At 58.1% G+C, this 26,128-nt stretch carries 20 protein-coding genes and 2 tRNA genes; 15 read left to right on the forward strand and 7 right to left on the reverse strand.

Annotation, left to right across the window (positions count from 1 at the left end):
• Positions 1 to 12 precede the first annotated feature (12 nt).
• The 15 genes from ftsH (at position 13) to ACZRKZ_RS23445 (ending at position 15,151) form a co-directional block, all read left to right on the forward strand.
• Complete coding sequence (gene ftsH / locus ACZRKZ_RS23375; protein WP_463970169.1) at positions 13 to 1,923, forward strand: ATP-dependent zinc metalloprotease FtsH; 1,911 nt, start codon at positions 13 to 15, stop codon at positions 1,921 to 1,923.
• An 8-nt stretch (positions 1,924 to 1,931) separates the two neighbouring features.
• A complete protein-coding gene (folP, locus tag ACZRKZ_RS23380; protein ID WP_463982880.1) occupies positions 1,932 to 2,783 on the forward strand; it encodes a dihydropteroate synthase in 852 nt (283 codons plus the stop codon).
• A gap of 16 nt (positions 2,784 to 2,799) precedes the next feature.
• Complete coding sequence (gene glmM / locus ACZRKZ_RS23385; RefSeq protein ID WP_463982881.1) at positions 2,800 to 4,137, forward strand: phosphoglucosamine mutase; 1,338 nt, start codon at positions 2,800 to 2,802, stop codon at positions 4,135 to 4,137.
• Positions 4,138 to 4,203: 66 nt separating this feature from the next.
• Entirely contained in the window at positions 4,204 to 4,959 is a 756-nt protein-coding gene (tpiA, locus tag ACZRKZ_RS23390; protein WP_063033212.1) for a triose-phosphate isomerase, read from the forward strand.
• 4 nt (positions 4,960 to 4,963) lie between these two features.
• A complete protein-coding gene (gene secG, locus ACZRKZ_RS23395; protein WP_133103507.1) occupies positions 4,964 to 5,347 on the forward strand; it encodes a preprotein translocase subunit SecG in 384 nt (127 codons plus the stop codon).
• 29 nt (positions 5,348 to 5,376) lie between these two features.
• A tRNA-Leu gene (locus ACZRKZ_RS23400) sits at positions 5,377 to 5,462 on the forward strand.
• A 96-nt stretch (positions 5,463 to 5,558) separates the two neighbouring features.
• Positions 5,559 to 5,635, forward strand: a tRNA-Met gene (locus tag ACZRKZ_RS23405).
• Between the two features lie 141 nt (positions 5,636 to 5,776).
• On the forward strand, positions 5,777 to 6,235 hold the full coding sequence (gene rimP, locus ACZRKZ_RS23410; RefSeq protein WP_133103508.1) for a ribosome maturation factor RimP: 459 nt from the start codon (positions 5,777 to 5,779) through the stop codon (positions 6,233 to 6,235).
• Positions 6,236 to 6,282: 47 nt separating this feature from the next.
• A complete protein-coding gene (gene nusA / locus ACZRKZ_RS23415; protein ID WP_133103509.1) occupies positions 6,283 to 7,764 on the forward strand; it encodes a transcription termination factor NusA in 1,482 nt (493 codons plus the stop codon).
• A gap of 27 nt (positions 7,765 to 7,791) precedes the next feature.
• Entirely contained in the window at positions 7,792 to 10,299 is a 2,508-nt protein-coding gene (infB, locus tag ACZRKZ_RS23420) for a translation initiation factor IF-2 (RefSeq protein ID WP_463982882.1), read from the forward strand.
• A gap of 159 nt (positions 10,300 to 10,458) precedes the next feature.
• Complete coding sequence (gene rbfA, locus ACZRKZ_RS23425; RefSeq protein WP_133103511.1) at positions 10,459 to 10,860, forward strand: 30S ribosome-binding factor RbfA; 402 nt, start codon at positions 10,459 to 10,461, stop codon at positions 10,858 to 10,860.
• A 3-nt stretch (positions 10,861 to 10,863) separates the two neighbouring features.
• A complete protein-coding gene (gene truB, locus ACZRKZ_RS23430) occupies positions 10,864 to 11,781 on the forward strand; it encodes a tRNA pseudouridine(55) synthase TruB (protein WP_463982883.1) in 918 nt (305 codons plus the stop codon).
• 159 nt (positions 11,782 to 11,940) lie between these two features.
• On the forward strand, positions 11,941 to 12,210 hold the full coding sequence (gene rpsO / locus ACZRKZ_RS23435) for a 30S ribosomal protein S15 (RefSeq protein WP_003176135.1): 270 nt from the start codon (positions 11,941 to 11,943) through the stop codon (positions 12,208 to 12,210).
• A gap of 194 nt (positions 12,211 to 12,404) precedes the next feature.
• Positions 12,405 to 14,510 carry a polyribonucleotide nucleotidyltransferase gene (pnp, locus tag ACZRKZ_RS23440; protein WP_463982884.1) on the forward strand — a complete coding sequence of 702 codons (2,106 nt, stop codon included), beginning with the start codon at positions 12,405 to 12,407 and terminating at the stop codon, positions 14,508 to 14,510.
• Between the two features lie 293 nt (positions 14,511 to 14,803).
• The gene (locus tag ACZRKZ_RS23445; RefSeq protein ID WP_025857115.1) at positions 14,804 to 15,151 is read left to right on the forward strand and encodes a BON domain-containing protein; all 348 of its coding nucleotides are present in this window, start codon (positions 14,804 to 14,806) and stop codon (positions 15,149 to 15,151) included.
• A 312-nt stretch (positions 15,152 to 15,463) separates the two neighbouring features.
• Here the strand turns inward: ACZRKZ_RS23445 and ACZRKZ_RS23450 are convergent, their stop codons facing one another.
• The 7 genes from ACZRKZ_RS23450 to panB all read right to left on the reverse strand — a co-directional run bounded on the left by ACZRKZ_RS23450 (position 15,464) and on the right by panB (position 26,123).
• Positions 15,464 to 18,394, reverse strand: coding sequence for a DUF748 domain-containing protein (locus tag ACZRKZ_RS23450; protein WP_463982885.1), 2,931 nt, complete (start codon positions 18,392 to 18,394; stop codon positions 15,464 to 15,466).
• Positions 18,395 to 18,502: 108 nt separating this feature from the next.
• Entirely contained in the window at positions 18,503 to 19,519 is a 1,017-nt protein-coding gene (locus tag ACZRKZ_RS23455; RefSeq protein ID WP_463982886.1) for a class I SAM-dependent rRNA methyltransferase, read from the reverse strand.
• A gap of 99 nt (positions 19,520 to 19,618) precedes the next feature.
• Positions 19,619 to 20,488: an oxygenase MpaB family protein gene (locus ACZRKZ_RS23460; RefSeq protein ID WP_463982887.1), complete on the reverse strand. Its 870-nt coding sequence runs from the start codon at positions 20,486 to 20,488 to the stop codon at positions 19,619 to 19,621.
• 16 nt (positions 20,489 to 20,504) lie between these two features.
• Complete coding sequence (gene acs / locus ACZRKZ_RS23465; RefSeq protein ID WP_463982888.1) at positions 20,505 to 22,442, reverse strand: acetate--CoA ligase; 1,938 nt, start codon at positions 22,440 to 22,442, stop codon at positions 20,505 to 20,507.
• Between the two features lie 106 nt (positions 22,443 to 22,548).
• On the reverse strand, positions 22,549 to 24,213 hold the full coding sequence (pgi, locus tag ACZRKZ_RS23470; RefSeq protein WP_463970179.1) for a glucose-6-phosphate isomerase: 1,665 nt from the start codon (positions 24,211 to 24,213) through the stop codon (positions 22,549 to 22,551).
• A 261-nt stretch (positions 24,214 to 24,474) separates the two neighbouring features.
• Entirely contained in the window at positions 24,475 to 25,326 is an 852-nt protein-coding gene (gene panC / locus ACZRKZ_RS23475) for a pantoate--beta-alanine ligase (protein WP_463982889.1), read from the reverse strand.
• Positions 25,323 to 26,123 (reverse strand): 3-methyl-2-oxobutanoate hydroxymethyltransferase, encoded by an 801-nt coding sequence (gene panB / locus ACZRKZ_RS23480; protein WP_463970181.1) that lies wholly within the window; start codon positions 26,121 to 26,123, stop codon positions 25,323 to 25,325. Before panB ends, panC begins: the two co-directional genes overlap by 4 nt.
• Between the last annotated feature and the right edge of the window lie 5 nt (positions 26,124 to 26,128).

Here is a 26,128-nt window from a genome sequence, read left to right on the forward strand (position 1 = left end):
TAATTGAACGATATGGCAAAGAATCTGATCCTGTGGTTGATCATCGCGGCTGTCCTGGTGACGGTGATGAACAACTTCTCCAGCCCTAACGAGCCGCAGACCCTCAACTATTCCGACTTCATCCAGCAAGTTAAGGATGGCAAGGTCGAGCGCGTAGCGGTTGATGGCTACGTGATTACCGGCAAGCGCAGCGATGGCGACAGCTTCAAGACCATTCGTCCGGCAATCCAGGACAATGGCCTGATCGGCGACCTGGTGGATAACCACGTAGTCGTTGAAGGCAAACAGCCTGAACAGCAAAGCATCTGGACCCAGCTCCTGGTGGCCAGCTTCCCGATCCTGGTGATTATCGCCGTGTTCATGTTCTTCATGCGCCAGATGCAAGGTGGTGCGGGAGGCAAGGGCGGGCCGATGAGCTTCGGCAAGAGCAAGGCGCGCCTGCTCTCCGAAGATCAGGTGAAGACCACCTTGGGTGATGTTGCTGGTTGTGACGAAGCCAAGGAAGAAGTGGGCGAGCTGGTTGAGTTCCTGCGTGATCCGGGCAAGTTCCAGCGCCTGGGCGGCCGTATTCCTCGCGGCGTGCTGATGGTGGGCCCTCCAGGTACGGGTAAAACCCTGTTGGCCAAGGCCATTGCTGGTGAAGCCAAAGTACCTTTCTTCACCATTTCCGGTTCTGACTTCGTCGAAATGTTTGTCGGTGTTGGCGCCAGCCGTGTTCGTGACATGTTCGAACAGGCCAAGAAGCACGCTCCGTGCATCATCTTCATCGATGAAATCGACGCCGTTGGTCGCCATCGTGGTGCCGGCATGGGCGGCGGTCATGATGAGCGTGAGCAGACCCTTAACCAGTTGCTGGTTGAGATGGACGGCTTTGAAATGAATGACGGCATCATCGTTATCGCGGCTACCAACCGTCCTGACGTACTTGACCCGGCGTTGCTGCGTCCAGGTCGTTTCGACCGTCAAGTCGTAGTTGGTCTGCCAGATATCCGTGGTCGCGAACAAATTCTGAAAGTGCACATGCGCAAAGTGCCGATGGGCGACGACGTGGCTCCGGCCGTAATTGCCCGTGGTACCCCAGGCTTCTCCGGCGCTGACTTGGCCAACCTGGTGAACGAGGCGTCGTTGTTTGCCGCACGTACCGGCAAGCGCGTTGTTGAAATGAAAGAGTTCGAGCTGGCGAAAGACAAGATCATGATGGGCGCCGAGCGCAAATCCATGGTCATGTCTGAGAAAGAGAAGCGCAACACCGCTTATCACGAAGCTGGTCACGCCATTGTGGGTCGCGTTGTGCCTGAGCATGACCCGGTTTACAAGGTATCGATCATTCCTCGCGGTCGGGCGCTGGGTGTCACCATGTTCCTGCCGGAAGAGGATCGCTACAGCCTCTCCAAGCGTGCCTTGATCAGCCAGATATGTTCGCTGTATGGCGGCCGGATTGCTGAAGAGATGACCTTGGGCTTCGACGGTGTCACCACGGGTGCCTCCAACGACATCATGCGCGCCAGCCAGATTGCGCGGAACATGGTGACCAAATGGGGTCTTTCGGAAAAGCTTGGCCCCTTGATGTATGCCGAGGATGAAGGCGAAGTGTTCATGGGTCGTGGTGGTGGCGGTCAAGGTGCAAGTTTCTCCGGTGAGACCGCCAAGCTGATCGACTCCGAAGTGCGCAGTATCATTGACCAATGCTATGGTACGGCCAAGCAGATCCTTACGGATAACCGTGACAAGCTCGACGCCATGGCTGATGCCTTGATGAAGTACGAGACCATCGATGCCGAGCAGATCGACGATATCATGGCTGGTCGCACTCCTCGCGAGCCTCGCGATTGGGAGGGTGGTTCGGGCACTTCGGGTACACCGCCGGTTGTACAGGACGAGCGCCCTGAAACCCCGATCGGCGGCCCGGCTGCTGATCATTAAGGTTTGAAATGACTTCTGTGTTGTCCTCAACCCGGTTGCCTTGCGGCAGTCGGGTTCTTGATTTGTCCCATACGCATGTCATGGGCATTCTCAATGTAACTCCCGACTCGTTCTCCGACGGTGGTCGCTTTAGTCAGCTTGATGCGGCATTGCGTCATGCCGAGGCTATGGTTGCTGCGGGTGCCACTCTGATTGATGTTGGTGGTGAGTCAACTCGTCCCGGCGCCCGTGCAGTTTCTCCCTTGGAGGAATTGGAGCGCGTCGTGCCGATTGTTGAGCGCATTCATCGCGAGTTGGACGTGATCATTTCGGTGGATACGTCGACGCCGGCCGTCATGCGCGAAACAGCGAGGTTGGGGGCAGGTTTGATCAATGACGTAAGGTCCTTGCAGCGTGATGGTGCCCTTGATGCGGCGGCTGCGACTGGGCTGCCGGTGTGCCTCATGCACATGCGCGATGAGCCGGGGACCATGCAGGACGACCCGCATTACGACAACCTTGTCGGGGAAGTGGCTGAGTTTCTTGCCGAGCGTATTGCCCAATGCGCCGCAGCCGGGATCGCCCCTGAGCGGATTATTCTCGATCCGGGGTTTGGCTTTGCCAAAACACTGCAACACAACTTAAGTCTGTTCAAGCATATGGAATCCCTGCATGCCCTTGGTCGCCCCCTGTTGGTTGGGGTTTCGCGCAAGAGCATGATAGGTCTGGCGTTGAATCGTCCGGTAGGAGAGCGGCTGCATGGCGGCCTGGCTCTCGCGGCGCTTGCCGTAGTCAAGGGTGCGCGTATCTTGCGTGTGCATGACGTAGCCGAGACGGTAGATGTGGTGCGGATGATTGCAGCGGTTGAATCAGCCGAATAAGAATGATGGAGCACTTATGACTAAAAAATACTTTGGCACCGATGGCATTCGCGGTCGGGTTGGTGAGTTTCCGATTACTCCGGATTTCATGCTCAAGCTCGGCTGGGCCGCCGGGATGGCGTTCCGCAGCATGGGTGCGTGCCGCATCCTGGTGGGCAAGGACACGCGGATCTCGGGTTACATGTTTGAGTCCGCGCTGGAGGCGGGCCTGTCCGCCGCTGGGGCCGATGTGATGCTGCTGGGGCCCATGCCTACGCCGGCGATCGCTTACCTGACGCGTACCTTTCACGCTGAAGCCGGTATCGTGATCAGTGCCTCGCACAATCCCCATGACGACAATGGCATCAAGTTCTTCTCGGGCCAGGGCACCAAGCTGCCGGACGAGATCGAGCATATGATCGAAGAGCTGTTGGATGCGCCGATGACCGTCGTCGAGTCGAGCAAATTGGGCAAGGTCTCGCGGATTAACGACGCCTCTGGCCGTTACATCGAGTTTTGCAAAAGCAGCGTACCGAGCAGTACCAATTTTGCTGGCCTGAAAATCGTCATCGACTGCGCTCATGGTGCGACTTACAAGGTGGCTCCCAGTGTATTCAAGGAGCTTGGTGCGCAGGTGACGGTGCTGTCGGCTCAGCCTAACGGCTTGAACATCAACGACAACTGTGGCTCGACCCATATGGGGCAGTTGCAGGCGGCAGTATTGGCCGAGCACGCCGACCTGGGTATCGCTTTCGATGGTGATGGTGATCGAGTATTGATGGTCGATCACACTGGCGCCATTGTCGACGGTGATGACCTGTTGTTTATCATCGCTCGCGACTTGCATGAGCGTAATAAGCTCCAGGGCGGCGTTGTCGGTACCTTGATGAGTAATCTGGGGCTGGAGTTGGCGCTGGCAGATCTGGGGATTCCGTTTGTGCGCGCCAATGTTGGTGACCGTTACGTGATCGCTGACCTGCTGGAGCGTAACTGGCAGGTGGGTGGGGAAAACTCCGGGCATATCGTGTGTTTCCAGCACACCACTACCGGCGATGCGATCATTGCGGCGCTGCAAGTGCTGCTGGCATTGCGACGTCGCGAAGAAAGCCTCGCTCAGGCGCGCCAGGCGCTGCGCAAGTGCCCGCAAGTGCTGCTTAACGTCCGTTTTGCGGGCGGTGATAATCCTGTCGAGCATCCGGCCGTCAAGGAGGCCTGCGAGCGCGTTACTGCGGCCATGGCAGGTCGTGGTCGGGTCTTGTTGCGCAAGTCTGGCACCGAGCCTTTGGTCCGGGTGATGGTCGAAGGTGAGGATGAAAGCCAGGTTCGTGGCTATGCCGAAGAGCTGGCAAAACTGGTAACTGAAGTTTGCGCCTGAATTCGGCTTGCCAGTGATGGTGTGGTTGGGTAACATCTGCGCCCACTTTGACCGACGGGGTACAGCATGCGTCGCACTATGGTAGCTGGTAACTGGAAAATGCACGGTACCCGCGCCAGTGTCGCTGAGCTGATCAACGGCCTTCGTCATTTGGCCTTGCCTAGCGGTGTTGATGTCGCGGTATTCCCGCCTTGCTTGTATATCAATCAAGTGATTGATGGCTTGAAAGGCAAGTCGATTCAGGTCGGCGCGCAGAACTCTGCGGTGGAATCCATGCAAGGTGCGTTGACTGGTGAGATTGCGCCTAGTCAACTGGTTGATGCGGGTTGTTCCCTGGTGCTTGTTGGGCACTCCGAGCGTCGTCAGATTATGGGCGAGCGTGATGGGACACTTAATCGCAAGTTCGCAGCGGCACAGGCTTGTGGCTTGATTCCGGTGCTGTGCATAGGGGAGACCCTTGAGCAGCGTGAATCCGGGAAAACTCTTGAGGTTGTCGGGCGTCAGCTGGGCAGTATCATTGAGGAGCTGGGAGTCGGTGCCTTTGCAAATGCAGTAATTGCTTACGAGCCGGTCTGGGCCATTGGTACCGGGCTGACTGCTTCGCCGCAACAGGCGCAGGATGTGCACGCAGCCATCCGCGCGCAGTTGGCGGCAGAGAATTCTGAGGTCGCACGAGGTGTGCGGCTTCTATACGGCGGCAGCGTGAAGGCGGCCAATGCGGTCGAACTGTTCGGCATGCCGGATATCGATGGGGGGCTCATTGGTGGAGCCTCCCTGAATGCAGATGAGTTCGGTGCGATTTGTCGCGCCGCGGGAAACTGAGAAAATGCTGGAAACAGTCGTAGTCGTTTTTCATCTGTTGGGTGCACTGGGCGTTGTTGCTCTGGTATTGCTGCAGCAGGGTAAAGGTGCGGACGCTGGTGCGTCTTTCGGGGCAGGTGCTTCAAATACTGTGTTCGGAAGCCAAGGTTCCTCTACCTTTCTTAGTAAGTTTACTGCTATACTTGCCGCCGGTTTCTTCATAACCAGCTTGGGGTTAGGTTACTTTGCTAAAGAGAAAGCTCATGTGCTGACTCAAGTAGGTTTGCCAAACCCAGCAGTGTTGGAAGTTCCAAAAGCAAAACCGGCTTCTGATGATGTACCGGTGCTTCAAGAGCAAAAGTCGGCTACCCCAGCGACTGACGTGCCTCCAGCTCAAGAGCAAAAGTAAGAAGGGTTACACGCTGTAAATGTTGTATTGCCGAGGTGGTGGAATTGGTAGACACGCAACCTTGAGGTGGTTGTGCCCATAGGGTGTAGGGGTTCGAGTCCCCTTCTCGGTACCAATTGTCAGGAGAGCCCGCTGTTGCGGGCTTTCTTGTAGGTGGAAGGTTACATTGACCCTGTAAGGGATCGGTCGTATACTTCCGCCCCAGCTTTGTCGCGGGGTGGAGCAGTCTGGTAGCTCGTCGGGCTCATAACCCGAAGGTCGTCGGTTCAAATCCGGCCCCCGCAACCAGTTTTAGCGGAGCCCCTTTTAAGGGGCTTTTTGTTAGCTGGACACTTTCAACGCCGCTGTTCGACGGCGTTTCAAGGATGGGCGTTTCGCCCATTTTTTTTATTTTGCATAGCATGCACATACATGCACTAGGGGGTTCAGGTGTCGAGCAAGCTAGAAGAGTTGCAGGCCTTGTTGGCCCCGGTGATCGTGGCCCTAGGCTATGAATGCTGGGGTATTGAGTTTTCGGCTCAGGGTCGTCACTCAATGTTGCGTGTTTATATCGATAAAGAGGGCGGCGTGCTGGTGGACGATTGTGCCATTGTCAGCCGTCAGATCAGTGGTGTCCTGGATGTTGAAGATCCAATCGCCGTTGAATACACCCTTGAAGTTTCCTCGCCTGGCATGGAACGCCCACTGTTCACTATTGAGCAGTTTGCAAAATTTGCCGGTGAACAAGTGAAGATCAAGTTGCGTTCCCCTTTTGAAGGGCGCCGCAACTTTCAGGGCCTTCTGCGCGGTGTAGAAGAGCAGGACATCGTGGTGCAGGTAGAAGACCATGAGTTCCTGTTGCCGATCGATATGATCGACAAGGCCAACATTATTCCCAGTTTTGACTGAGACGCGGATCCCGCGGATCCAATGGCTTGCGAAAGGCGAGGCGTACGATGAGCAAAGAAGTACTGCTGGTTGTTGAGTCGGTATCCAATGAAAAGGGCGTACCGGCAAACGTGATTTTTGAAGCGCTGGAGCTGGCCCTGGCCACTGCTACCAAAAAGCGTTTTGAGGACGAAGTTGATCTGCGTGTGGAAATCAATCGCCACACCGGTGCCTATGAGACTTTCCGTCGCTGGACGGTCGTCGAAGAAGCCGATCTTGATGATCCGGCTATCGAAACCTGGCCAAGCAAGGTTGCTGAAACGCATCCTGGTGCCAACGTTGGCGATGTCGTTGAAGAAAAGATCGACTCCATCGAGTTCGGCCGCATCGCTGCACAGACCGCCAAGCAGGTCATCGTGCAAAAGGTTCGCGAAGCCGAGCGTGCTCAAGTCGTTGACGCCTATCGCGAGCGCCTGGGGGAAATCATCTCCGGCACCGTGAAAAAAGTGACCCGCGACAACGTGATTGTCGATCTGGGTAACAACGCCGAAGCGTTGCTGGCCCGTGAAGACATCATTTCTCGCGAAACTTTCCGGGTTGGCGTGCGTTTGCGCGCGCTGCTCAAGGAAATCCGCACTGAAAACCGCGGCCCTCAGTTGATCCTGTCGCGTACCGCGCCGGAAATGCTGATTGAGTTGTTCCGCATTGAAGTGCCGGAAATTGCCGAAGGCCTGATCGAAGTCATGGCTGCGTCCCGCGATCCGGGTTCGCGCGCCAAGATCGCGGTCCGCTCCAAGGACAAACGCATCGACCCGCAAGGCGCTTGCATTGGTATGCGCGGTTCGCGCGTCCAGGCAGTGTCGGGCGAATTGGGCGGTGAGCGTGTGGATATCGTGCTGTGGGACGATAACCCGGCGCAGTTCGTGATCAACGCCATGTCACCGGCCGAAGTCGCGGCAATTATCGTTGACGAAGATGCCCATGCAATGGACATCGCCGTTGGCGCAGACAATCTGGCTCAGGCCATCGGTCGCGGTGGTCAGAACGTACGTTTGGCCAGCCAGTTGACCGGCTGGACCCTGAACGTGATGACCGAATCGGACATCCAGGCTAAGCAGCAAGCAGAAACCGGTGACATCCTGCGCAACTTCATCGACGAGCTGGAAGTCGACGAAGACCTGGCACAGGTGCTGGTAGATGAAGGCTTCACCAGCCTGGAAGAGATTGCCTACGTACCGTTGGAAGAAATGCTCAACATCGACGGCTTTGACGAAGATACTGTCAACGAGCTTCGCGCTCGGGCCAAGGATCGTTTGTTGACTAAAGCCATCGCTACTGAGGAAAAGCTGGCAGACGCCCATCCGGCCGAAGACCTGCTCTCGCTTGAGGGTATGGACAAGGATTTGGCGATGGAACTGGCGGTGCGCGGCGTAATTACCCGCGAAGACCTGGCCGAGCAGTCTATTGACGACCTGCTCGACATCGACGGCATTGACGATGATCGTGCCGGCAAGTTGATCATGGCCGCCCGAGCCCATTGGTTCGAGTAATTAGGCGCGGCCTGAGGAGAGAAGTGCATGACGCAAGTCACGGTGAAACAACTGGCCGATGAGGTCAAAACACCGGTAGAGCGCCTGTTGCAGCAGATGCGTGAGGCAGGTCTGCCGCACACCGCCGCCGATGAAGGTGTGAGCGATAGTGAGAAGCAGTCTTTGCTGACTCACTTGAAGAGCAGCCACAAGGCGAAAGTGGAAGAACCGCGCAAGATTACATTGCAGCGCAAAACCACCAGCACCTTGCGTGTTGCTGGTAGCAAGAGCATCAGCGTTGAAGTACGCAAGAAGAAAGTCTTCGTACAGCGCAGCCCGGAAGAAATCGAAGCCGAGCGCAAACGTGAACTGGAAGAACGTCGCGCAGTAGAAAATACTGCTCGTCAGAAGGCTGAAGAAGAAACCAAGCGTCGCGCCGAAGAAGAAGCGCGTCGCCAGCCTGCTGGTACTGATGCAGTTGCGGCACCTGCTGCACCTGTAGAGGCTGTGCGTGAGGCCGCTCCGGTTGCCACAGCACCAGCCCCTGCAGCTGACGCTCGTAAGCGCGACGAACCTCGTCGTCCGGATAAACCACGTGCCGACGATAACAGTCGTCGTGGCAGTGGTGATGGTGAGCGCAAAAACGCTCCACATCGTGCTTCGGTCAAAGAGAAGGCGCCAACGCCGCGGGTTGCTCCACGTACTACCGACGAAGAAAGCGACAGCTTCCGTCGTGGTGGTCGCGGCAAAGCCAAGCTGAAGAAACGCAACGCCCACGGTTTCCAGAGCCCAACCGGCCCTGTCGTGCGTGAAGTGAAGATCGGCGAGACCATCACTGTGGGCGACCTCGCTCAACAGATGTCGGTCAAGGCAGCTGAAATCATCAAGTTCATGTTCAAACTGGGTACTCCAGCGACCATCAACCAGGTACTGGATCAGGAAACTGCCCAACTGGTTGCTGAAGAGCTGGGCCACAAAGTGACCCTCGTCAGCGACACCGCCCTGGAAGATTCCCTGGCCGAGTCCCTGAAGTTTGAAGGCGAGACCTTCTCCCGCGCGCCAGTTGTGACCGTAATGGGCCACGTTGACCACGGTAAGACCTCGCTGCTCGACTATATCCGTCGTGCCAAGGTAGCTGCAGGCGAAGCCGGCGGTATCACCCAGCACATCGGTGCGTACCACGTTGAAACCGACCGCGGCATGGTCACCTTCCTCGATACCCCAGGTCACGCCGCGTTTACCGCCATGCGTGCCCGTGGTGCCAAGGCGACTGACATCGTGATCCTGGTAGTTGCAGCGGACGACGGCGTAATGCCGCAGACCATTGAAGCTGTCCAGCACGCCAAGGCCGCTGGTGTTCCATTGGTTGTCGCAGTGAACAAAATCGACAAGCCGGGCGCCGATCTTGATCGCATCCGTAGCGAACTGTCGGTTCACGGCGTGACTTCCGAAGAGTGGGGCGGTGATACGCCGTTCGTTTCGGTCTCGGCGAAAGTCGGTACCGGTGTAGACGAACTGCTGGAAGCGGTCCTGCTGCAAGCGGAAGTTCTCGAACTGAAAGCAACCCCTTCGGCCCCAGGTCGTGGTGTTGTGGTTGAATCGCGTCTCGACAAAGGTCGTGGCCCGGTTGCAACCGTTCTGGTTCAAGACGGTACCCTGCGCCAAGGCGACATGGTCCTGGTCGGTTCGAACTATGGCCGTGTACGTGCCATGCTCGACGAGAACGGCAAGTCTATCAAGGAAGCCGGTCCTTCCATCCCTGTCGAGATCCTCGGCCTGGACGGTACCCCGGACGCTGGCGACGAGATGAGCGTACTGTCAGACGAGAAGAAAGCCCGTGAAGTGGCTCTGTTCCGTCAAGGCAAGTTCCGCGAAGTCAAGCTGGCCCGTGCTCACGCTGGCAAGCTGGAAAACATCTTCGAGAACATGGGCCAGGAAGAGAAGAAGACGCTTAACATCGTCCTCAAATCTGACGTCCGTGGTTCCCTCGAAGCGTTGAACGGCGCCTTGAATGGCCTGGGTAACGACGAAGTGCAAGTGCGTGTTGTCGGTGGCGGTGTCGGTGGTATCACCGAATCCGACGCTAACCTGGCACTGGCCTCCAACGCTGTACTGTTTGGCTTCAACGTGCGTGCCGATGCTGGCGCACGGAAGATCGTCGAGCAGGAAGGCCTGGATATGCGTTACTACAACGTCATCTACGACATCATCGAAGACGTCAAGAAGGCCCTTACCGGCATGCTTGGCAGTGACGTCCGGGAGAACATCCTGGGTATCGCTGAAGTCCGCGACGTGTTCCGTTCGCCGAAGTTTGGCGCGATCGCCGGTTGCATGGTGCTCGAAGGTGTTGTGCACCGTAACCGTCCAATCCGTGTACTGCGTGAAGACATCGTTATCTTCGAAGGCGAGCTGGAATCTCTGCGCCGCTTCAAGGATGACGCTTCTGAAGTACGTGCCGGCATGGAATGCGGTATCGGCGTCAAGAGCTACAACGACGTCAAGGCCGGTGACAAGATCGAAGTCTTCGAGAAGGTTCAGGTTGCTCGCAGCCTCTAACTCGCGCACTTCAAGGGCCACGATGGGCCGCGGCACGCAAGTGCCCGGCGCAGCGTCCGGACTCTAAACGCAACGCCCGGTCTGGCTTTTGTCAGGCCGGGCGTTTGCCGCTTTCAGACCCCATGGGTTTCACCGTGTGGCAGTAACAGGTAACAAGACATGGCAAAAGAATACAGCCGTACCCAACGTATCGGCGATCAGATGCAGCGTGAGCTGGCACAGCTGATCCGTCGTGAAGTTAAGGACCCACGTGTAGGCCTGGTCACCATCACCGCCGTTGAAGTCAGCCGCGATGTGGGTCACGCCAAGATTTTCATCACTGTGATGGGTCAGGACAACGCCGAAGATATCGCGCAAAGCATCAAGGTGCTGAACTCCGCCGCAGGCTTCCTGCGCATGCAGTTGGCGCGTGAGATGAAGCTGCGCAGCGTCCCTCAGTTGCACTTCCACTACGACGAAAGCGTCGTGCGTGGCGCGCACTTGTCGGCACTGATAGAGCGGGCCGTGGCTGAAGACAGCCAGCGCCCGGAATCGGCCACACCTGAAGACGCCAAGGAGTAATCGGTGGCTCAGGTCAAACGTATCCGTCGTAACGTCAGCGGCATCATTCTGCTCGATAAGCCCATTGGCTTTACCTCCAATGCTGCCTTGCAGAAAGTGCGCTGGCTGCTCAATGCCGAGAAGGCAGGGCACACCGGTAGTCTCGATCCCCTGGCCACTGGCGTGCTGCCATTGTGCTTTGGCGAGGCCACCAAGTTTTCGCAATACCTGCTTGATTCCGATAAGGGTTACGAAACCCTGGCGCAACTGGGCAAGACCACCACCACAGCAGACGCCGAAGGTGATGTTTTGCGGGTTCGTGACGTGACCGTTGGTCGTGCTGATATTGAAGCTGCTTTGCCCGCTTTTCGTGGGAAAATCAGTCAGATACCGCCGATGTACTCGGCGCTCAAGCGTGATGGCCAACCCCTTTACAAGCTGGCGCGTGCTGGGGAAGTGGTGGAGCGCGAACCGCGTTCTGTTACTATTGCGCTCTTGGAATTGCTCGCCTGCGAAGGCGACACTGCCCGGTTGGCGGTGGACTGCAGCAAAGGCACCTATATCCGTACCCTGGTGGAAGATATTGGTGAGCAACTAGGCTGTGGCGCATACGTTGCAGAACTGCGACGGACCCAGGCAGGCCCTTTCACCTTGGCCCAGACGGTCACGCTGGAAGAGCTGGAAGCCGTACATGCCGAAGGCGGCAATGAGGCGGTTGATCGCTTCCTGATGCCATCGGACAGCGGTTTGCTGGATTGGCCATTGCTGCACTTCTCGGAGCACAGCGCGTTCTATTGGCTTAACGGCCAACCGGTACGCGCCCCGGATGCCCCGAAGTTCGGCATGGTGCGGGTACAGGATCATAACGGTCGCTTTATCGGTATCGGTGAAGTGAGCGAAGACGGGCGAATCGCGCCGCGTCGACTGATTCGGTCAGAATGACCGGAACCAGTTTGAGGTAAAAGCGCAGCAGCTTTTATACAAACTGGAACGAGGGTGGCTGTTAGCAGGCACGGTCACTACTCATTTTTAGATACAGGGATTTGTCCCTGGCCTGTTGAAACCGTCCCTTGGATGGTTTCCTGATAAAAGGATTGCCTCATGGCTCTCGACGTTCAAGAAAAAGCTCAAATCGTAGCTGACTACCAGCAAGCTGTTGGTGACACTGGTTCGCCAGAAGTGCAAGTTGCACTGCTGACCCACAACATCAACAAACTGCAAGGTCACTTCAAGGCCAACGGTAAAGATCACCACTCCCGTCGTGGTCTGATCCGCATGGTAAACCAGCGTCGTAAGCTGCTGGATTACCTGAAAGGTAAAGATCTGGGCCGTTACCAGGCTCTGATCGGTCGCCTGGGTCTGCGTCGCTAATCAGCGATTGCGCTAGAGGTTGGCTGTCTGTCGTGTGTCAGTGGGATTCCCGCTGGCCCATGGCAGGCTCCCAGCCTCAAGTTTTATCTGGATACACGTTTTACCCTGGACAGGCGTTGGGCCGACTCCCGACATTGCCCAAGAATTTCGCAAGAAGACAAGTTCCCCAAGAGCCACAAAGAAGGTAGGACACCGTGAACCCGGTAATCAAAAAATTCCAGTTCGGTCAGTCGACCGTTACCCTCGAGACAGGCCGTATCGCCCGTCAGGCCTCCGGCGCAGTGCTGGTCACCGTTGACGACGACGTCAGCGTATTGGTGACCGTTGTTGGTGCCAAGCAAGCCGATCCAGGCAAGGGCTTCTTCCCTCTGTCTGTCCACTACCAGGAAAAGACTTACGCTGCCGGTAAGATCCCTGGCGGTTTCTTCAAGCGTGAAGGCCGTCCTTCCGAGAAAGAAACCCTGACTTCCCGACTGATCGACCGTCCGATCCGTCCGCTGTTCCCAGAAGGCTTCATGAACGAAGTGCAGGTTGTCTGCACCGTCGTTTCTACCAGCAAAAAAATCGATCCGGACATCGCTGCGATGATCGGTACCTCGGCTGCACTGGCAATCTCCGGTATTCCTTTTGATGGTCCTATCGGCTGTGCCCGCGTTGCATTCCACGAAAGCACTGGCTACCTGCTGAACCCGACTTACGAACAACTGAAAGCTTCGAGCCTGGACATGGTCGTTGCCGGTACGTCGGAAGCCGTTCTGATGGTTGAATCGGAAGCCAAAGAGCTGACCGAAGACCAGATGCTGGGCGCGGTACTGTTTGCTCACGACGAGTTCCAGGTGGTGATCAACGCCATCAAAGAACTGGCCGCCGAAGCAGCCAAGCCAACCTGGACCTGGGCTCCAAAGCCAGAAGCCACTGCTCTGCTGGGTGCTATCCGTTCCGAGTTCGGCGACGCGATCTCCCAGGCTTACACCATCACCATCAAGGCCGACCGTTACGCTCGCCTAGGCGAGCTGAAAGACCAGGTTGTTGCCAAGCTGTCCGGTGAAGAAGGTCAGCCGACCTCCAGCGAAGTCAAAGCCGCTTTCGGTGAAATCGAATACCGCACCGTTCGCGAAAACATCGTTAACGGCAAGCCACGTATCGACGGCCGCGACACCAAGACCGTACGTCCGCTGAACATCGAAGTCGGTGTTCTGCCTAAAACCCACGGCTCGGCTCTGTTCACCCGTGGCGAAACTCAGGCTCTGGTAGTCGCGACTCTGGGTACTGCCCGTGACGCACAGCTGCTGGACACCCTGGAAGGCGAGAAAAAAGACCCCTTCATGCTGCACTACAACTTCCCTCCGTTCTCGGTGGGCGAGTGTGGTCGTATGGGCGGTGCTGGTCGTCGCGAAATCGGTCACGGCCGTCTGGCTCGTCGCTCGGTTCAGGCCATGTTGCCTGCTGCTGACGTGTTCCCGTACACCATCCGCGTCGTATCGGAAATCACCGAGTCCAACGGTTCCAGCTCCATGGCTTCGGTCTGCGGTGCTTCCCTGGCTCTGATGGACGCTGGTGTGCCAATGAAGGCCCCAGTTGCCGGTATCGCCATGGGTCTGGTTAAAGAAGGCGAGAAATTCGCCGTCCTGACCGACATCCTGGGTGACGAAGACCACTTGGGCGACATGGACTTCAAGGTAGCCGGTACCGCCAAAGGTGTTACCGCGCTGCAGATGGACATCAAGATCAAAGGCATCACCGAAGAAATCATGGAAATCGCTCTGGGCCAAGCCCTGGAAGCGCGCCTGAACATCCTCGGCCAGATGAACCAGATCATTGCTCAGTCCCGTACCGAGCTGTCGGAAAATGCTCCGACCATGATCGCGATGAAAATCGACACCGACAAAATCCGTGATGTCATCGGTAAAGGCGGCGCGACTATTCGTGCGATCTGTGAAGAGACCAAGGCTTCGATCGACATCGAAGACGACGGCTCGATCAAGATCTTCGGCGAAACCAAGGAAGCCGCAGAAGCCGCGCGTCAGCGCGTTCTGGGCATCACTGCCGAAGCCGAGATCGGCAAGATCTACGTTGGTAAGGTTGAGCGCATCGTCGACTTCGGCGCATTCGTCAACATCCTGCCGGGCAAGGACGGTCTGGTTCACATCTCCATGCTGAGCGATGCTCGCGTTGAGAAAGTGACCGACATTCTGAAAGAAGGCCAGGAAGTGGAAGTGCTGGTACTGGACGTGGACAACCGCGGTCGTATCAAGCTGTCCATCAAGGACGTTGCAGCAGCCAAGGCGTCGGGCGCTTAATCACCCCGTAGCTGTACGCTGAAAAGGGACTCTTCGGAGTCCCTTTTTCATGTCTGCAGGAAAGTGCCATGAAATCAGCTGTTTAGCCAAACTCAAAAACCGCAACTTGCATGCAGCTACAATTGGCTTCATGCAAATTGCACGATTTCGAAAATCATTATTTTTATAACATACTGATTTTTAAGGTTTTTTATTGCGATAAAAACTTGGCACAGCGCCTGCAATAGTACTGGTAACCCTGCAGCATCAGCGTTTACACGCTGCAGACTTTTTATAAAACAGGAGTTACTCGTATGAAGAAGTTCGCTATCGCTGCTGCAACTGCCACCGCTCTGACCCTGACCATGGCCAACGTGGCTTTCGCTCAAACTTCCCAGGCGCCTATGGTTGTAGCTGCCGGTGAAGTGACCAAGGCCAAGGAAGCGACCTCCGACACCTGGATCACCACCAAAGTGAAAAGTGATCTGGTCACCGAGAAAGGCATTCCTGGCACCGACATCAAAGTCGAAACCAACAAAGGTGTAGTTTCCCTGTCTTCGACCGTCGCTGTGACTGAAGCGCAGAAAACTACTGCGGTGAACATCACCAAGAAGATCAAAGGCGTTAAAGCTGTTTCGGCCGACGGCCTGAAAGCAGAGTAACGCTCAACAAATCGCCTGGACTAGGCGAAGGCGGCGGCGAGCGAGTTAGATATCTGCTCAGTTAGATATCTGCTCAATGCACCTCACAGGTTCATGCGACCGACCACACGGATGTGGTCATTACAGGCCCCGGCACTTGTGCCGGGGCCTGTTCTATGTGGGAGAGGGAATAAGCCGTAGCAGTAGTCGAGCTCCAGCGAGGCTACGACGGCCGCACCACCTCCATCAGGTCGGCCCCCTACCCCGAGTCGCCCTGACACGCAGCCTCGCTAATGCTTGACGGCTATGGGGGTGCCCGGGTCGTCGTTGGGGTTACTCGGCATCCAGATGCATTTGGGTAATCACCCGACCATCCTTCTCCGCTTGCCCCAGATTGGCATCGATAAAGTAAACCCGGTCGTCTTCCAGTTGCCCTTTGTCCACCAGGAAGTCCTTGATGCTGCTGGCGCGGTCCTGGCCCAGTTGGCGTAGCAGCACGTCGCTTGCGCTCCAGAATTTGATCAAACCGTCCCGCAACTTCGCGGTACGTTCATCACGGCTCAGGTCTTTCCACTCAGCTGGCGGCTGCTGTTTCAGACGAGTGCGATAGATGCCTTCCAGGAGCGGCGCTTTTTCGCTTTCGGGTACTTCAATCAGCGACGCCTGGGCCGGGACTTTATCGCCACGGCGCTGGAGTATCTTGTAGTAGTTGTACTGGTATTCCCGCTCCAGCCGTTGTGCGGCCAACAAAGGCCCGTCACTGCTGGCAGCGGCCGTGCCTTCAATCTCCAGGCGCAGGGCTGGGCGTTCCTTGAGCGCCTTGGCCAAGGTGTTCAGCGCCGATTCGGAGTCCTTGCTCAGGTCGCTGGAGCCGGCTGCGAACGACACAGTGCCCAGGTCTTCTGAACCGCCACCGGTAATCAGCCCACCGATAAACTTGAATGGCGCCTGGGCTGCACGCAGCACCAAGTTGCGCAGGGTCTGCCAGACAATCGGCATCACGCTGAATTGCGGGTTGTTCAGGTCTCCGGTAACCGGCAACTCAATGGAGATTTTGCCGTCAGTGTCCTTGAGCAGGGCAATTGCCAGGCGAATCGGCAGGTCTACGGCGTCTGCACTGTCGACCTTTTCGCCTAACTGCAATTGTTCCACCACTACCTTGTTCTGCGCCTTCAGCTGGCCATTGGTGATGATGTAGTGCAGGTCCAGGTTGAGTCGACCTTTACGGATACGGAACCCGGCGAATTTGCCCGAGTACGGCGTCAGGGTGGTCAGTTCGACGCGTTTGAAGCTGGTGGCGATATCCAGCGCCGCCATCGGGTCAAACGGGTTGACGCTACCCTTGATGGTGACAGGCGCATAGCGGTCGACCTTACCCTTGATGTCGACGCTGGCGGGCTTGGCCTGACGACTGTCGATGGTGCCGATCTGACCGTTGAGCTGCTGAATGGCGGTGGCGAAGTTCGGGGTCAGGCTGAAGTCGGCAAAGTTGGCTGAACCGTCATTGATCGCAATTTGGCCAATGTGAATGCCCAGGGGCTTTTGATTGCCTGTTGTGGATTTAGCCGCCGGCTTCGCGCCACTGTCGGCCGGCTGAGGAATGAGCAGGTCATCGACGTTAGTGGTGCGGTCGTCGTTGATCATGAAGCGTGCATAGGGCTGCAGCAGGTTGACCTTGTCGATCGAGAGGCTGTCCCCGTGCTGGTAGTTGAGGCCTTCCACCACCAGGCGCTGCCACTTGAGGAAGTCGCGAGTCTTGAGAGTGTCCAAGGTGTGCAACTGATCAACCTGCGCGCGACCGGTGATCTGGAATGCAAGGGGCTCGGTGCTCTTCAGGTTTACGTCGAGATTGCTGCCGAGCATGCCGCTGCGCAGCTCCAGGCGAATGAACGGGCTGATATAGGACTGGGCGACCCGCAGGTCGATGTCCTTGGTGTCCACTTTCAACTTGGCGCTGACCGGGTTCAGGTTGACCTGGCCGGTTGCCTGGATCTTGCCTTGTTTACCCACGCCAGTGTCGAGCTTGAGGGTAAAAGGGCTCTGATTGAGGCTGTCGAAATTCTGCAAGTCGACATTCAGTGGACCCAGCTCCAGCGCTACCGCCGGCTTAGCCTGGCGGTCAGCCAAATGCACCTGATAGTTGCGCAGTTGGACGTCCTTGAACAGCACTTGCCAGGGTTTGCTGGGTGCCGCGGGAGGCTTGGGCGAGTCGGCGGTGGCGGGTGCAGTCACGGGCTCAGGTGCTGCTTGAGGCTTACTCGGCTGGCTGGCGAACAGCTTCTGCCAGTCCAATTGACCGTCGGCTTCAAGGGTGGCCCAGGTTTCGAGTTTGTTGCTGCGGATCTTGCCGACGATCACTTGCTGCTTGGCCAGGTCCACCGTCGTTTCGCTGACGTCCAGGCGCTCCAGGCGCACCAGTGGCCGACCATCCGGTGCCTTGATGGCAAAGGGCGCGATGCTTACGGACGTGTTGGTCAGGTTCAGCTCGGTTTCCTTGGCCAGGTTCAGCTTGTAGTCGGTGCTGAGGTTGAGCAAGCCGTCTTCGAGGACCAGCGGCAGCGCGTCACGCACATACGGCCACCAGACCTTCATCTTGCCATCGGTGACCTTGAGCTTGCCCTCGGACGCAATCGGCACCAGGCTGAAATTACCGCTCCAGTCGATCTGACCGCCCTCGGGGCCGGCCGCGACCAAGGTCATATCGGCATTGTCGTCGGGCAGCGTGCTGAGGTTTTTCAGCTCGAAGTCGAGTTTGTCGTAGAGAAATTCAATGGGTTCGCTGGGGCGCAAATCCTGGAAGTGTACGTAGCCGTCGGCCAGCTTGATGCGCTCGATGCGCAGCGGAAACGGTTTACTGTCGGGGTCGGCTGGGGCGGGCTCACTGGCAGGCAGTTTGAACAACTGCGCGAGGTTGAGTGTGCCGGACTTGTCGAACAGCAGTTCGGTCTTCGGCTTATCCAGTTGTACGTCCGCCAAGTGCAGAGCGCGCATCCAGAGACTGTCGATCTGCAGATTGGCATACAGGCGTTCAAAGCCCACCTGCTCTTTGCCCGGTTCGCCGATTTTCAGGCCCCAGAGGGTTAATTCAAGGCTGAACGGGTTGAGCTCGATCCGCTCGATGCGCGCTGGCACCGTGGCGTAATTGGCCAACTGTTGGTTGGCCACGCGAAGGGCAATACCGGGCAGAATCAGGAAGCCCAGCAAGCTGTAGAGTGCAAGGGCGGTCAGCAAGGCGCCAGCGGCGCGTATCAATCCTTTGGGCATGTGAGGCGCCATCTACGTCGATTAGGAGTGCCTTGGAGTATGGCACGGGTTTACGGTTCCGAAGAACAGCGCCTTTATTACTGTAGGCGGATACTTTTTGGACAAGTCCTACAGTTGCAGGATCAGGGTCTTTAGCGGTGGCTGCTGGTCTTGTGAGGGAAAGTCCGCGCCCGGGGTCATGATTTTCCAGTCGCGGACCGTACGCCCGGCTTTTTCAGCGCAACGCAGTACCTGCTCACGCCAGTCATCCATGCTGACTTTTGCCAGGTTGTTGCAGCAGATCAGCACGCCACTATCGGCCGTCGCCAGCAGCGCCGGCTTGAGCAGGCTTTGATAGTCACGCAGCAGGTCGACGGTGCCGAAGGCGCTTTTGGCCCAGGCTGGCGGGTCGAGTAACACCAGGTCGTATTGGCGTTGCTCCAGGCGTGGATAACTCGGTAGCTTCTGGCCGCGCCGCTGAGTGATCGGCAGGCCAGCCAACTGGCGGATTGCCGGGAAGTAGTCCGATTGCACAAACTCCATGGCCGGCAGTTGCGGGTTGAGCTGACCGTTTTCGCGACCGACCGCGAGGTTGCTCTCGGCGAAATCCAGGTTGCACACTTCACGGGCGCCACCGGCCGCTGCGCTCAGGCCCACGCCGCAGGTGTAAGCGAACAGGTTCAGTACGCTTTTGCCGGCACTGTGATCCTTGACCCAACCGCGGGTGTTGCGCAGGTCGAGAAACAGCAGGGGGTCTTGCCCGGCATGGCGGCCGCGCACGCGGTAATTGAGTCCCCATTCGTGGCCGACCAGGTCTTCCAGGGCGGCAGGTTCTACGCAGTAGACCGTGTCTTCGCGGTCGATGCGCGAGTTGCCTCGGGAGCGGTCGTTGTAGACCAGCAGCAGTTTCAGGCCCAGGTGCTGATTAATGGCTTGGTGCAGCTCCAACAGATCGCCTCTTTCCAAGGACTGGTGAAAGCTTTGTACCAGCAGCTGCGGGCCATAGCGGTCAATGGTCAGGCCGCCGGCGCCTTCCTGGCTGCCGTGAAACAGGCGATAGCTATCGGTGCCTTGCGCGTGAAGCTCAACAAGCAGGTCTTGGCGATGATCGAGGGCGGCGCGCAGCGCCTGATTCAGGGAAGACATGGAGCGCGCCTTGCTGGGTGATTGGGGGCGCAGGAGTTTAACAGTTCTCAGCTCTGTGGTGCCGCTGACGCAGTTATCGCGGGCAAGTCTGCGATGTTTTTAAAGCAGGCCCATACGCCTGTGGGCTCTTTGTACTGAGCCGTTACGCATTGCCCAGCGCAACAACGGCGCACTACGCCTGACACCTGCGCGGATCAGTTGGCGTTGCAACGGGCTTTGTTGTTGCCCAAGCATGTCACTGGCCCAGTCCGGCAGCAGATCAATGCCGGCCTGCATCATCAGCGAGCCAAAGGGCTTGGCCAGGGTGCTGGGGGCGGGCGCCTTGAGCAGCCGTCGCATCACTTCTCGGCTGCGATCGTCACACAGCAGTTGTGGTCGAATTCGTTCGAGGTAGTCGGCCACTTCTTGACGTGAGCGCGGCACATGACGAGCCCCCAGTTGCTCGGCGACCAGGGCGATTTCGGTGTAGTACCGGTCCTGATCCCTTGGCGATAAATCCGGGTTGCGATAACGCAGATGGGCGGCGAGGAAGTTGCTGACTTCAGCCACATGCACCCAAGTCAGCAACTCCGGATCGCTGGCGGCATAGGGTCGGCCATCAGGCGCATGGCCGACCACTTGCAGGTGGATGGTGCGCACCTTTTCGATCAGCCACTCGGCGTCGCGACGGGAACCGAACGTGGTGCCGGAAATGAACTGCGAGGTGCGCCGCAAACGCCCGAGCATATCTTCGCGAAAATTTGAATGGTCCCAAACCCCGGCTAGCGCCAGGGGATGCAACGCCTGCAGCATCAAGGCGCTGATGCCGCCGATCAACATACTGCTGAAGTCACCATGGACCTGCCAGCTCACTGAGCCCGGGCCGAACAGGCCTGGATCGCCCTTGGGGTTTTCCAGGTCCAGATTGCCCAGGGACAGCCCCGTCAGGCTCATCAGTTGGGTTTCGATGCGGCTACGCAAAAATTCCATGGCGACTCGGGTTCTCCTATCGGTTCAGGCGTTTGTCGATCAGGCCCTCGACCACGCTGGGATCGGCCAGGGTCGAGGTATCCCCGAGGCTGTCCAGTTCGTTGCAGGCGATCTTGCGCAGAATGCGCCGCATGATCTTGCCTGAGCGGGTTTTCGGCAAGGCCGGCGCCCACTGGATCAACTCGGGCTTGGCAAAGCTGCCGATCTCTTTACTGACTAGTTCCAGCAAATGCTTTTTCAGTTCGTCGCTGGGCTCGACGCCATTCATCGGCGTGACAAACGCATAAATGCCCTGGCCCTTGAGGTCATGGGGATAACCTACCACCGCCGCCTCAGCCACCTTGTCATGCAGCACCAGGGCGCTTTCCACCTCAGCAGTACCGATGCGGTGGCCCGATACGTTGATCACGTCATCAATGCGCCCGGTGATCCAATAGTCACCGTCCTCGTCCCGTCGCGCACCGTCGCCGGTGAAGTAGTAACCGGGATAGGGCTTGAAGTAGGTGTCGATCATCCGTTGCGGATCGCCATAGATGCTGCGGATCTGCCCTGGCCAACTGGACTTGATTGCGAGAGTGCCGCTGCCAGCACCGCTGATTTCCTTGCCTTGCTCGTCGAGTAGCACCGGTAGCACGCCGAACATCGGCTGGGTCGCACACCCCGGCTTGATGCGTTGGGCGCTGACCAGCGGGCTGAGCATGATGCCGCCGGTTTCAGTCTGCCACCAGGTATCGACAATCGGGCAGCGTTGTTCGCCGACCGCATTAAAGTACCAGTCCCAGGCTTCCGGGTTGATCGGCTCGCCGACACTGCCCAACAACCGAAGGCTGGCGCGGGAAGTATTTTCCAGTGGGCCGTGGCCTTCGCGCATCAGGGCGCGCAATGCGGTGGGAGCAGTGTAGAAGATATTGACCTGGTGTTTGTCGATCACTTGCCAGAAGCGCGAGCTGTCCGGATAACTCGGCATGCCCTCGAACATCAACGAGGTCGCGCCATTGGCCAGCGGCCCATAGACGATGTAGCTGTGGCCGGTGACCCAGCCGACATCGGCGGTACACCAGAACACCTCGCCGTCGCGGTAATCGAGCACGTATTTGAAGGTCATTGCCGCTTGCAGCAAGTAGCCGCCGGTGGTGTGCAATACGCCCTTGGGTTTGCCGGTGCTGCCGGAGGTGTAGAGGATAAACAGCGGGTCCTCAGCGTCCATGGATTCGGGTGGGCAGTCGGCGCTCACGGCGTCCAATGCCTGTTGATACTTGAGGTCGCGGCCTTCCACCCAATTGACTGCCGCGCCGGTACGCTCAATTACCAGCACCGTGCTGACGTTGGGGCAACTGACCAGGGCCTTGTCGACATTCTGTTTCAGCGGCACTGGTTTACCGCCCCGTACGCCTTCATCGGCAGTGATCACGGTGCGGCAGTCGGCGTCGAGAATACGGTCGCGCAGGGCGTCCGGGGAAAAACCACCAAACACCACCGAGTGCACGGCACCGATGCGCGTACAGGCCAGCATGGCGTAGGCCGCTTCGGGGATCATCGGCATGTAGATACACACGCGATCGCCTTTCTTCACGCCGCGGTTTTTCAGGACGTTGGCCAGGCGGCAAACGTTTTGATGAAGTTGGCGGTAGGTGATTTTGGAGGATTTTGTCGGATCATCGCCCTCCCAGATGAAGGCCGGCTGATCGGCGCGTTGCGCAAGGTGACGGTCGATGCAGTTGTAACTGACGTTCAGTTGACCACCGGCAAACCAGCGGGCGGCGCCGGTGTTGATGTCCGATTGCTGGACGCTTTGCCAAGGTGTGATCCAGTCGAGAAAGCGCTTGGCCTGTTCTGCCCAGAAGGTGTCGGGTTGCTCGATGGATTGGCGGTAGAGGCGCTGATAGTCCTCTTGACTGAGTTGCGCAGCTCGGCGGACGGCATCGGCGTTGGGGAACGTGCTGATATCGAACATGAGGGATCCTTATTCTTGTTATTTGCGACAAGAGATAAAGATGCACCCTGTGGAGGGAGGGTTCAAGGCCAACGTCCAAACGGACGTTGGCCTCTTGAGGCTCACATCAACCGCGGTGGCGACCGCGGAAGTAGTTGATCAACCCTTGGGTCGAGGCATCATCGGCCGGCTCTTCTTCGCTGCCGGTCAGGCGGTTGTAGACGCCTTTACCCAGTTCCTTGCCCAACTCCACGCCCCATTGGTCGAAGGCGTTGATGCCCCAGATGACGCTCTGCACGAACACTTTGTGCTCATACATGGCCACCAGCGCGCCCAGGCGACGAGGGCTGATGCGCTCCACCACCAAGGTGTTACTTGGACGGTTGCCGGGGATGACCTTGTGCGGTGCCAGTTTCTGCACCTCGTCTTCGGCCATGCCCTTGTCACGCAGTTCGGCTTCGGCTTCGCTGCGAGTCTTGCCGAGCATCAGTGCCTGGCTCTGGGACAGGCAGTTGGCGTATAGCCACTGGTGATGATCGGAGACCGGGTTGAAACTGACAATCGGCACGATAAAGTCGGCCGGGATCAGTTGGGTGCCTTGGTGCAGCAGCTGGTGGTAGGCGTGCTGGCCGTTGCAACCTACGCCACCCCAGATGACCGGGCCGGTATCGGTGGAAACCGGCGTGCCATCTTGGCGCACGCTCTTGCCGTTGGATTCCATGTCCAGCTGTTGCAAGTGCTTGGTGATGTTACGCAGGTAGTGGTCGTACGGCAGGATCGCGTGGCTTTGCGCGCCCCAGAAGTTGCCATACCACACGCCCAGCAGACCCAGCAGCACCGGCATGTTCTGCTCGAATGGTGCGGTCTGGAAGTGCTGGTCCATGGTGTAGGCACCGGACAGCAGTTCCTTGAAGTTGGACATGCCGATGGCCAGGGCGATAGGCAAACCAATGGCCGACCACAGCGAGTAACGGCCGCCGACCCAGTCCCACATCGGGAAGATATTTTCTTCGCGGATACCGAAGGCCACGGCCGCCGCGTTGTTGCTCGATACGGCGATGAAGTGGCGATACAACTCAGCTTCCGAACCACCCTGGGCCAGGTACCAGGCGCGAGCGGCCTGGGCGTTTTTCAGGGTTTCCAGGGTGTTGAAGGACTTCGACGAGACGATAAACAGCGTGGTCTCGGCGCGCAGCTTCATGGTCAGCTCGTGGAACTCACTGCCGTCGATATTCGCCAGGTAATGGCAGCGCACACCTTTATGGGCGTAGGACAACAGCGCTTCGGATACCAGCTCCGGGCCGAGGAACGAGCCACCGATGCCGATGTTGACCACGTCGGTGATTGGCTTCTCGGTGTAACCGCGCCACAGGCCGTCGTGGATTCGGCCCACCAGGTCAGTGATCTGGTTCAGCACTTTATGCACGTCGGGCATGATGTTCACGCCGTTGACCGACAGCTTGTCGCCAACCGGGCGGCGTAGCGCAGTGTGCAGCGCCGGGCGATCTTCGGAGGAGTTGACTGGCTCGCCGTTGAACAGCGCCTTGATCGCGCCCTGAAGGTCGACTTGCTCGGCCAACTCCACCAGCAGGTCGCGGGTTTGGCTGGTGATCAGGTTTTTTGAGTAATCGAGGAAAAGTCCGCAGTTGCTCAAGGTGAATTGGGTAAAGCGCTGTGGATCGGCATTAAAGGCTTCGCGCATGCTGAAATCCTGCATGGCTTGGCGGTGTTGATTGAGCGCTTGCCAGGCGGGCAGAGCGGTAACGTCATGGGGAGTGCGGTAGTACGCCATCGCTGCGGGTTTCCTTTTTATTGCTGGGACTGCCTTTAGGACATTTGAAAGCCCGGAACGTCCAGTTTTATGCCGTGGAAGTATAAAACGATGGGTTACGGTCTACTGCGTCAACGCCAACCAATAACGCAGGGCGATTACAGTAAACCTCGCGACTCATTCTGTCTTGGCTTTGTCTGCGCTGTGGCCGGTACTTTTTTATACCGGCGCATCAGGCAGTGCAACAGGCGGGCTGCTTTTGGGGGGGAAGCGGCGGGTCGGTCAGTTCAGGTTCAGATGCAGGTTGTCGATAAGCCGGGTAGCACCCAGATAGGCTGCCACCAGAATCACCACATCCCGGTCTTCAGCGGTTGCCGGGCGAAGGTGCTGGCCCTGGCGAACCTCCAGGTAGTCCATGCGCAGGCCGGCGGCCTCAATCTGCTGGACCTGCTCGGCGCGCAACCTGGCGAAGTCACGCTCACCGCTTTTAATGGCCGTGGCGATCTGGCTGAGGCTGCGGTAGAGCACTGGGGCGATTGCCCGTTGTTCTTCGCTGAGATAACCGTTACGCGAGGACAGCGCGAGCCCGTCGTCCGCGCGGACGGTGGGCTCGCCGATGATTTGGATCGGCATGTTCAGGTCATGCACCATGGCGCGAATGACCGCCAGTTGCTGATAGTCCTTCTGGCCAAATATCGCCAGGTCAGGCTGGACCATGTTGAACAGCTTGCTGACCACTGTTGCCACGCCTTCGAAGTGCCCTGGACGGCTGGCGCCACACAGGCCTTCGGACAGGTGCGCAACACTGACGCGCGTCTGGCCGGTCGTGCCGCCGGGATACATTTCCTCAACGGTGGGTGCAAACAGCAGGTTGCAACCGGCCTGCAGGAGTTTTTCCTGATCCGCCGCCAGGGTGCGCGGGTATTTGTCCAGGTCTTCGCCTGCACCAAATTGCAGTGGGTTGACGAAAATGCTCGCCACCACGAAGTCCGCTTGCTGGCATGCCTTGCTGACTAGCGTTGCATGGCCGCTGTGCAGGTTACCCATGGTAGGCACGAAGCCGATACGTTTGCCCGCGCTGCGGGCGTGGGCGACGGCGGCACGCAGTTCGCGCACGGTCTTGACGGTGTTCATGCAGAAAACCCGTGTTCGGTGCCTGGGAAGGTGACGGCTTTGACTTCGGTGACGTAGGCGCTCAAGGCGGCCTGGATGCTGTCTTGGCCGGCCATGAAGTTTTTCACAAACTTCGGCGCGCGACCTGTGAGGGCCAGCCCGAGCATGTCATGCAGGACCAGGACTTGGCCGTCGGTGGCGGCGCCTGCACCAATGCCGATTACCGGGATCTTTACCGCCTGGGTGATTTCTGCGGCCAATTCACTGGGTACGCATTCCAGCACGATCATGGCGGCGCCAGCCTGTTCCAAAGCGATGGCATCGGCCCGCATCTGGCGCGCCTGGGCTTCATTGCGGCCCTGGACCTTGTAACCGCCAAGGATGTTGACCGACTGCGGCGTCAGGCCCATGTGTGCGCACACCGGCACGCCACGCTCTGCCAGCAGGCGGATCGACTCGGCGAGCCAGGCGGCGCCTTCCACTTTGACCATGTGCGCACCGGCCTGCATCAGTTGGGCGCTGTTGTTGAAGGTTTGCTCAAGCGTGGCGTAGGCCATGAACGGCAGGTCGGCGATGATCATGGCCCCCTCGTTGCCGCGTTTGACGCTGGCGACGTGGTACGCGATCTCGGCGGTGGTGACGGGCAGCGTGCTGTCATTCCCTTGTAGGACCATGCCCAGGGAGTCACCCACCAGTAACACCTCGACTCCGGCCTGGCAGCAAGCCTGGGCGAAGGTGGCGTCATAGCAGGTCAGCATGGTGATTTTTTCACCCTTGAGTTTGAGGCTCTGCAAGGTGGTCAGGGTAATGTCTGGCATGAAAA

This window comes from Pseudomonas sp. c313 (genome assembly GCF_055407145.1).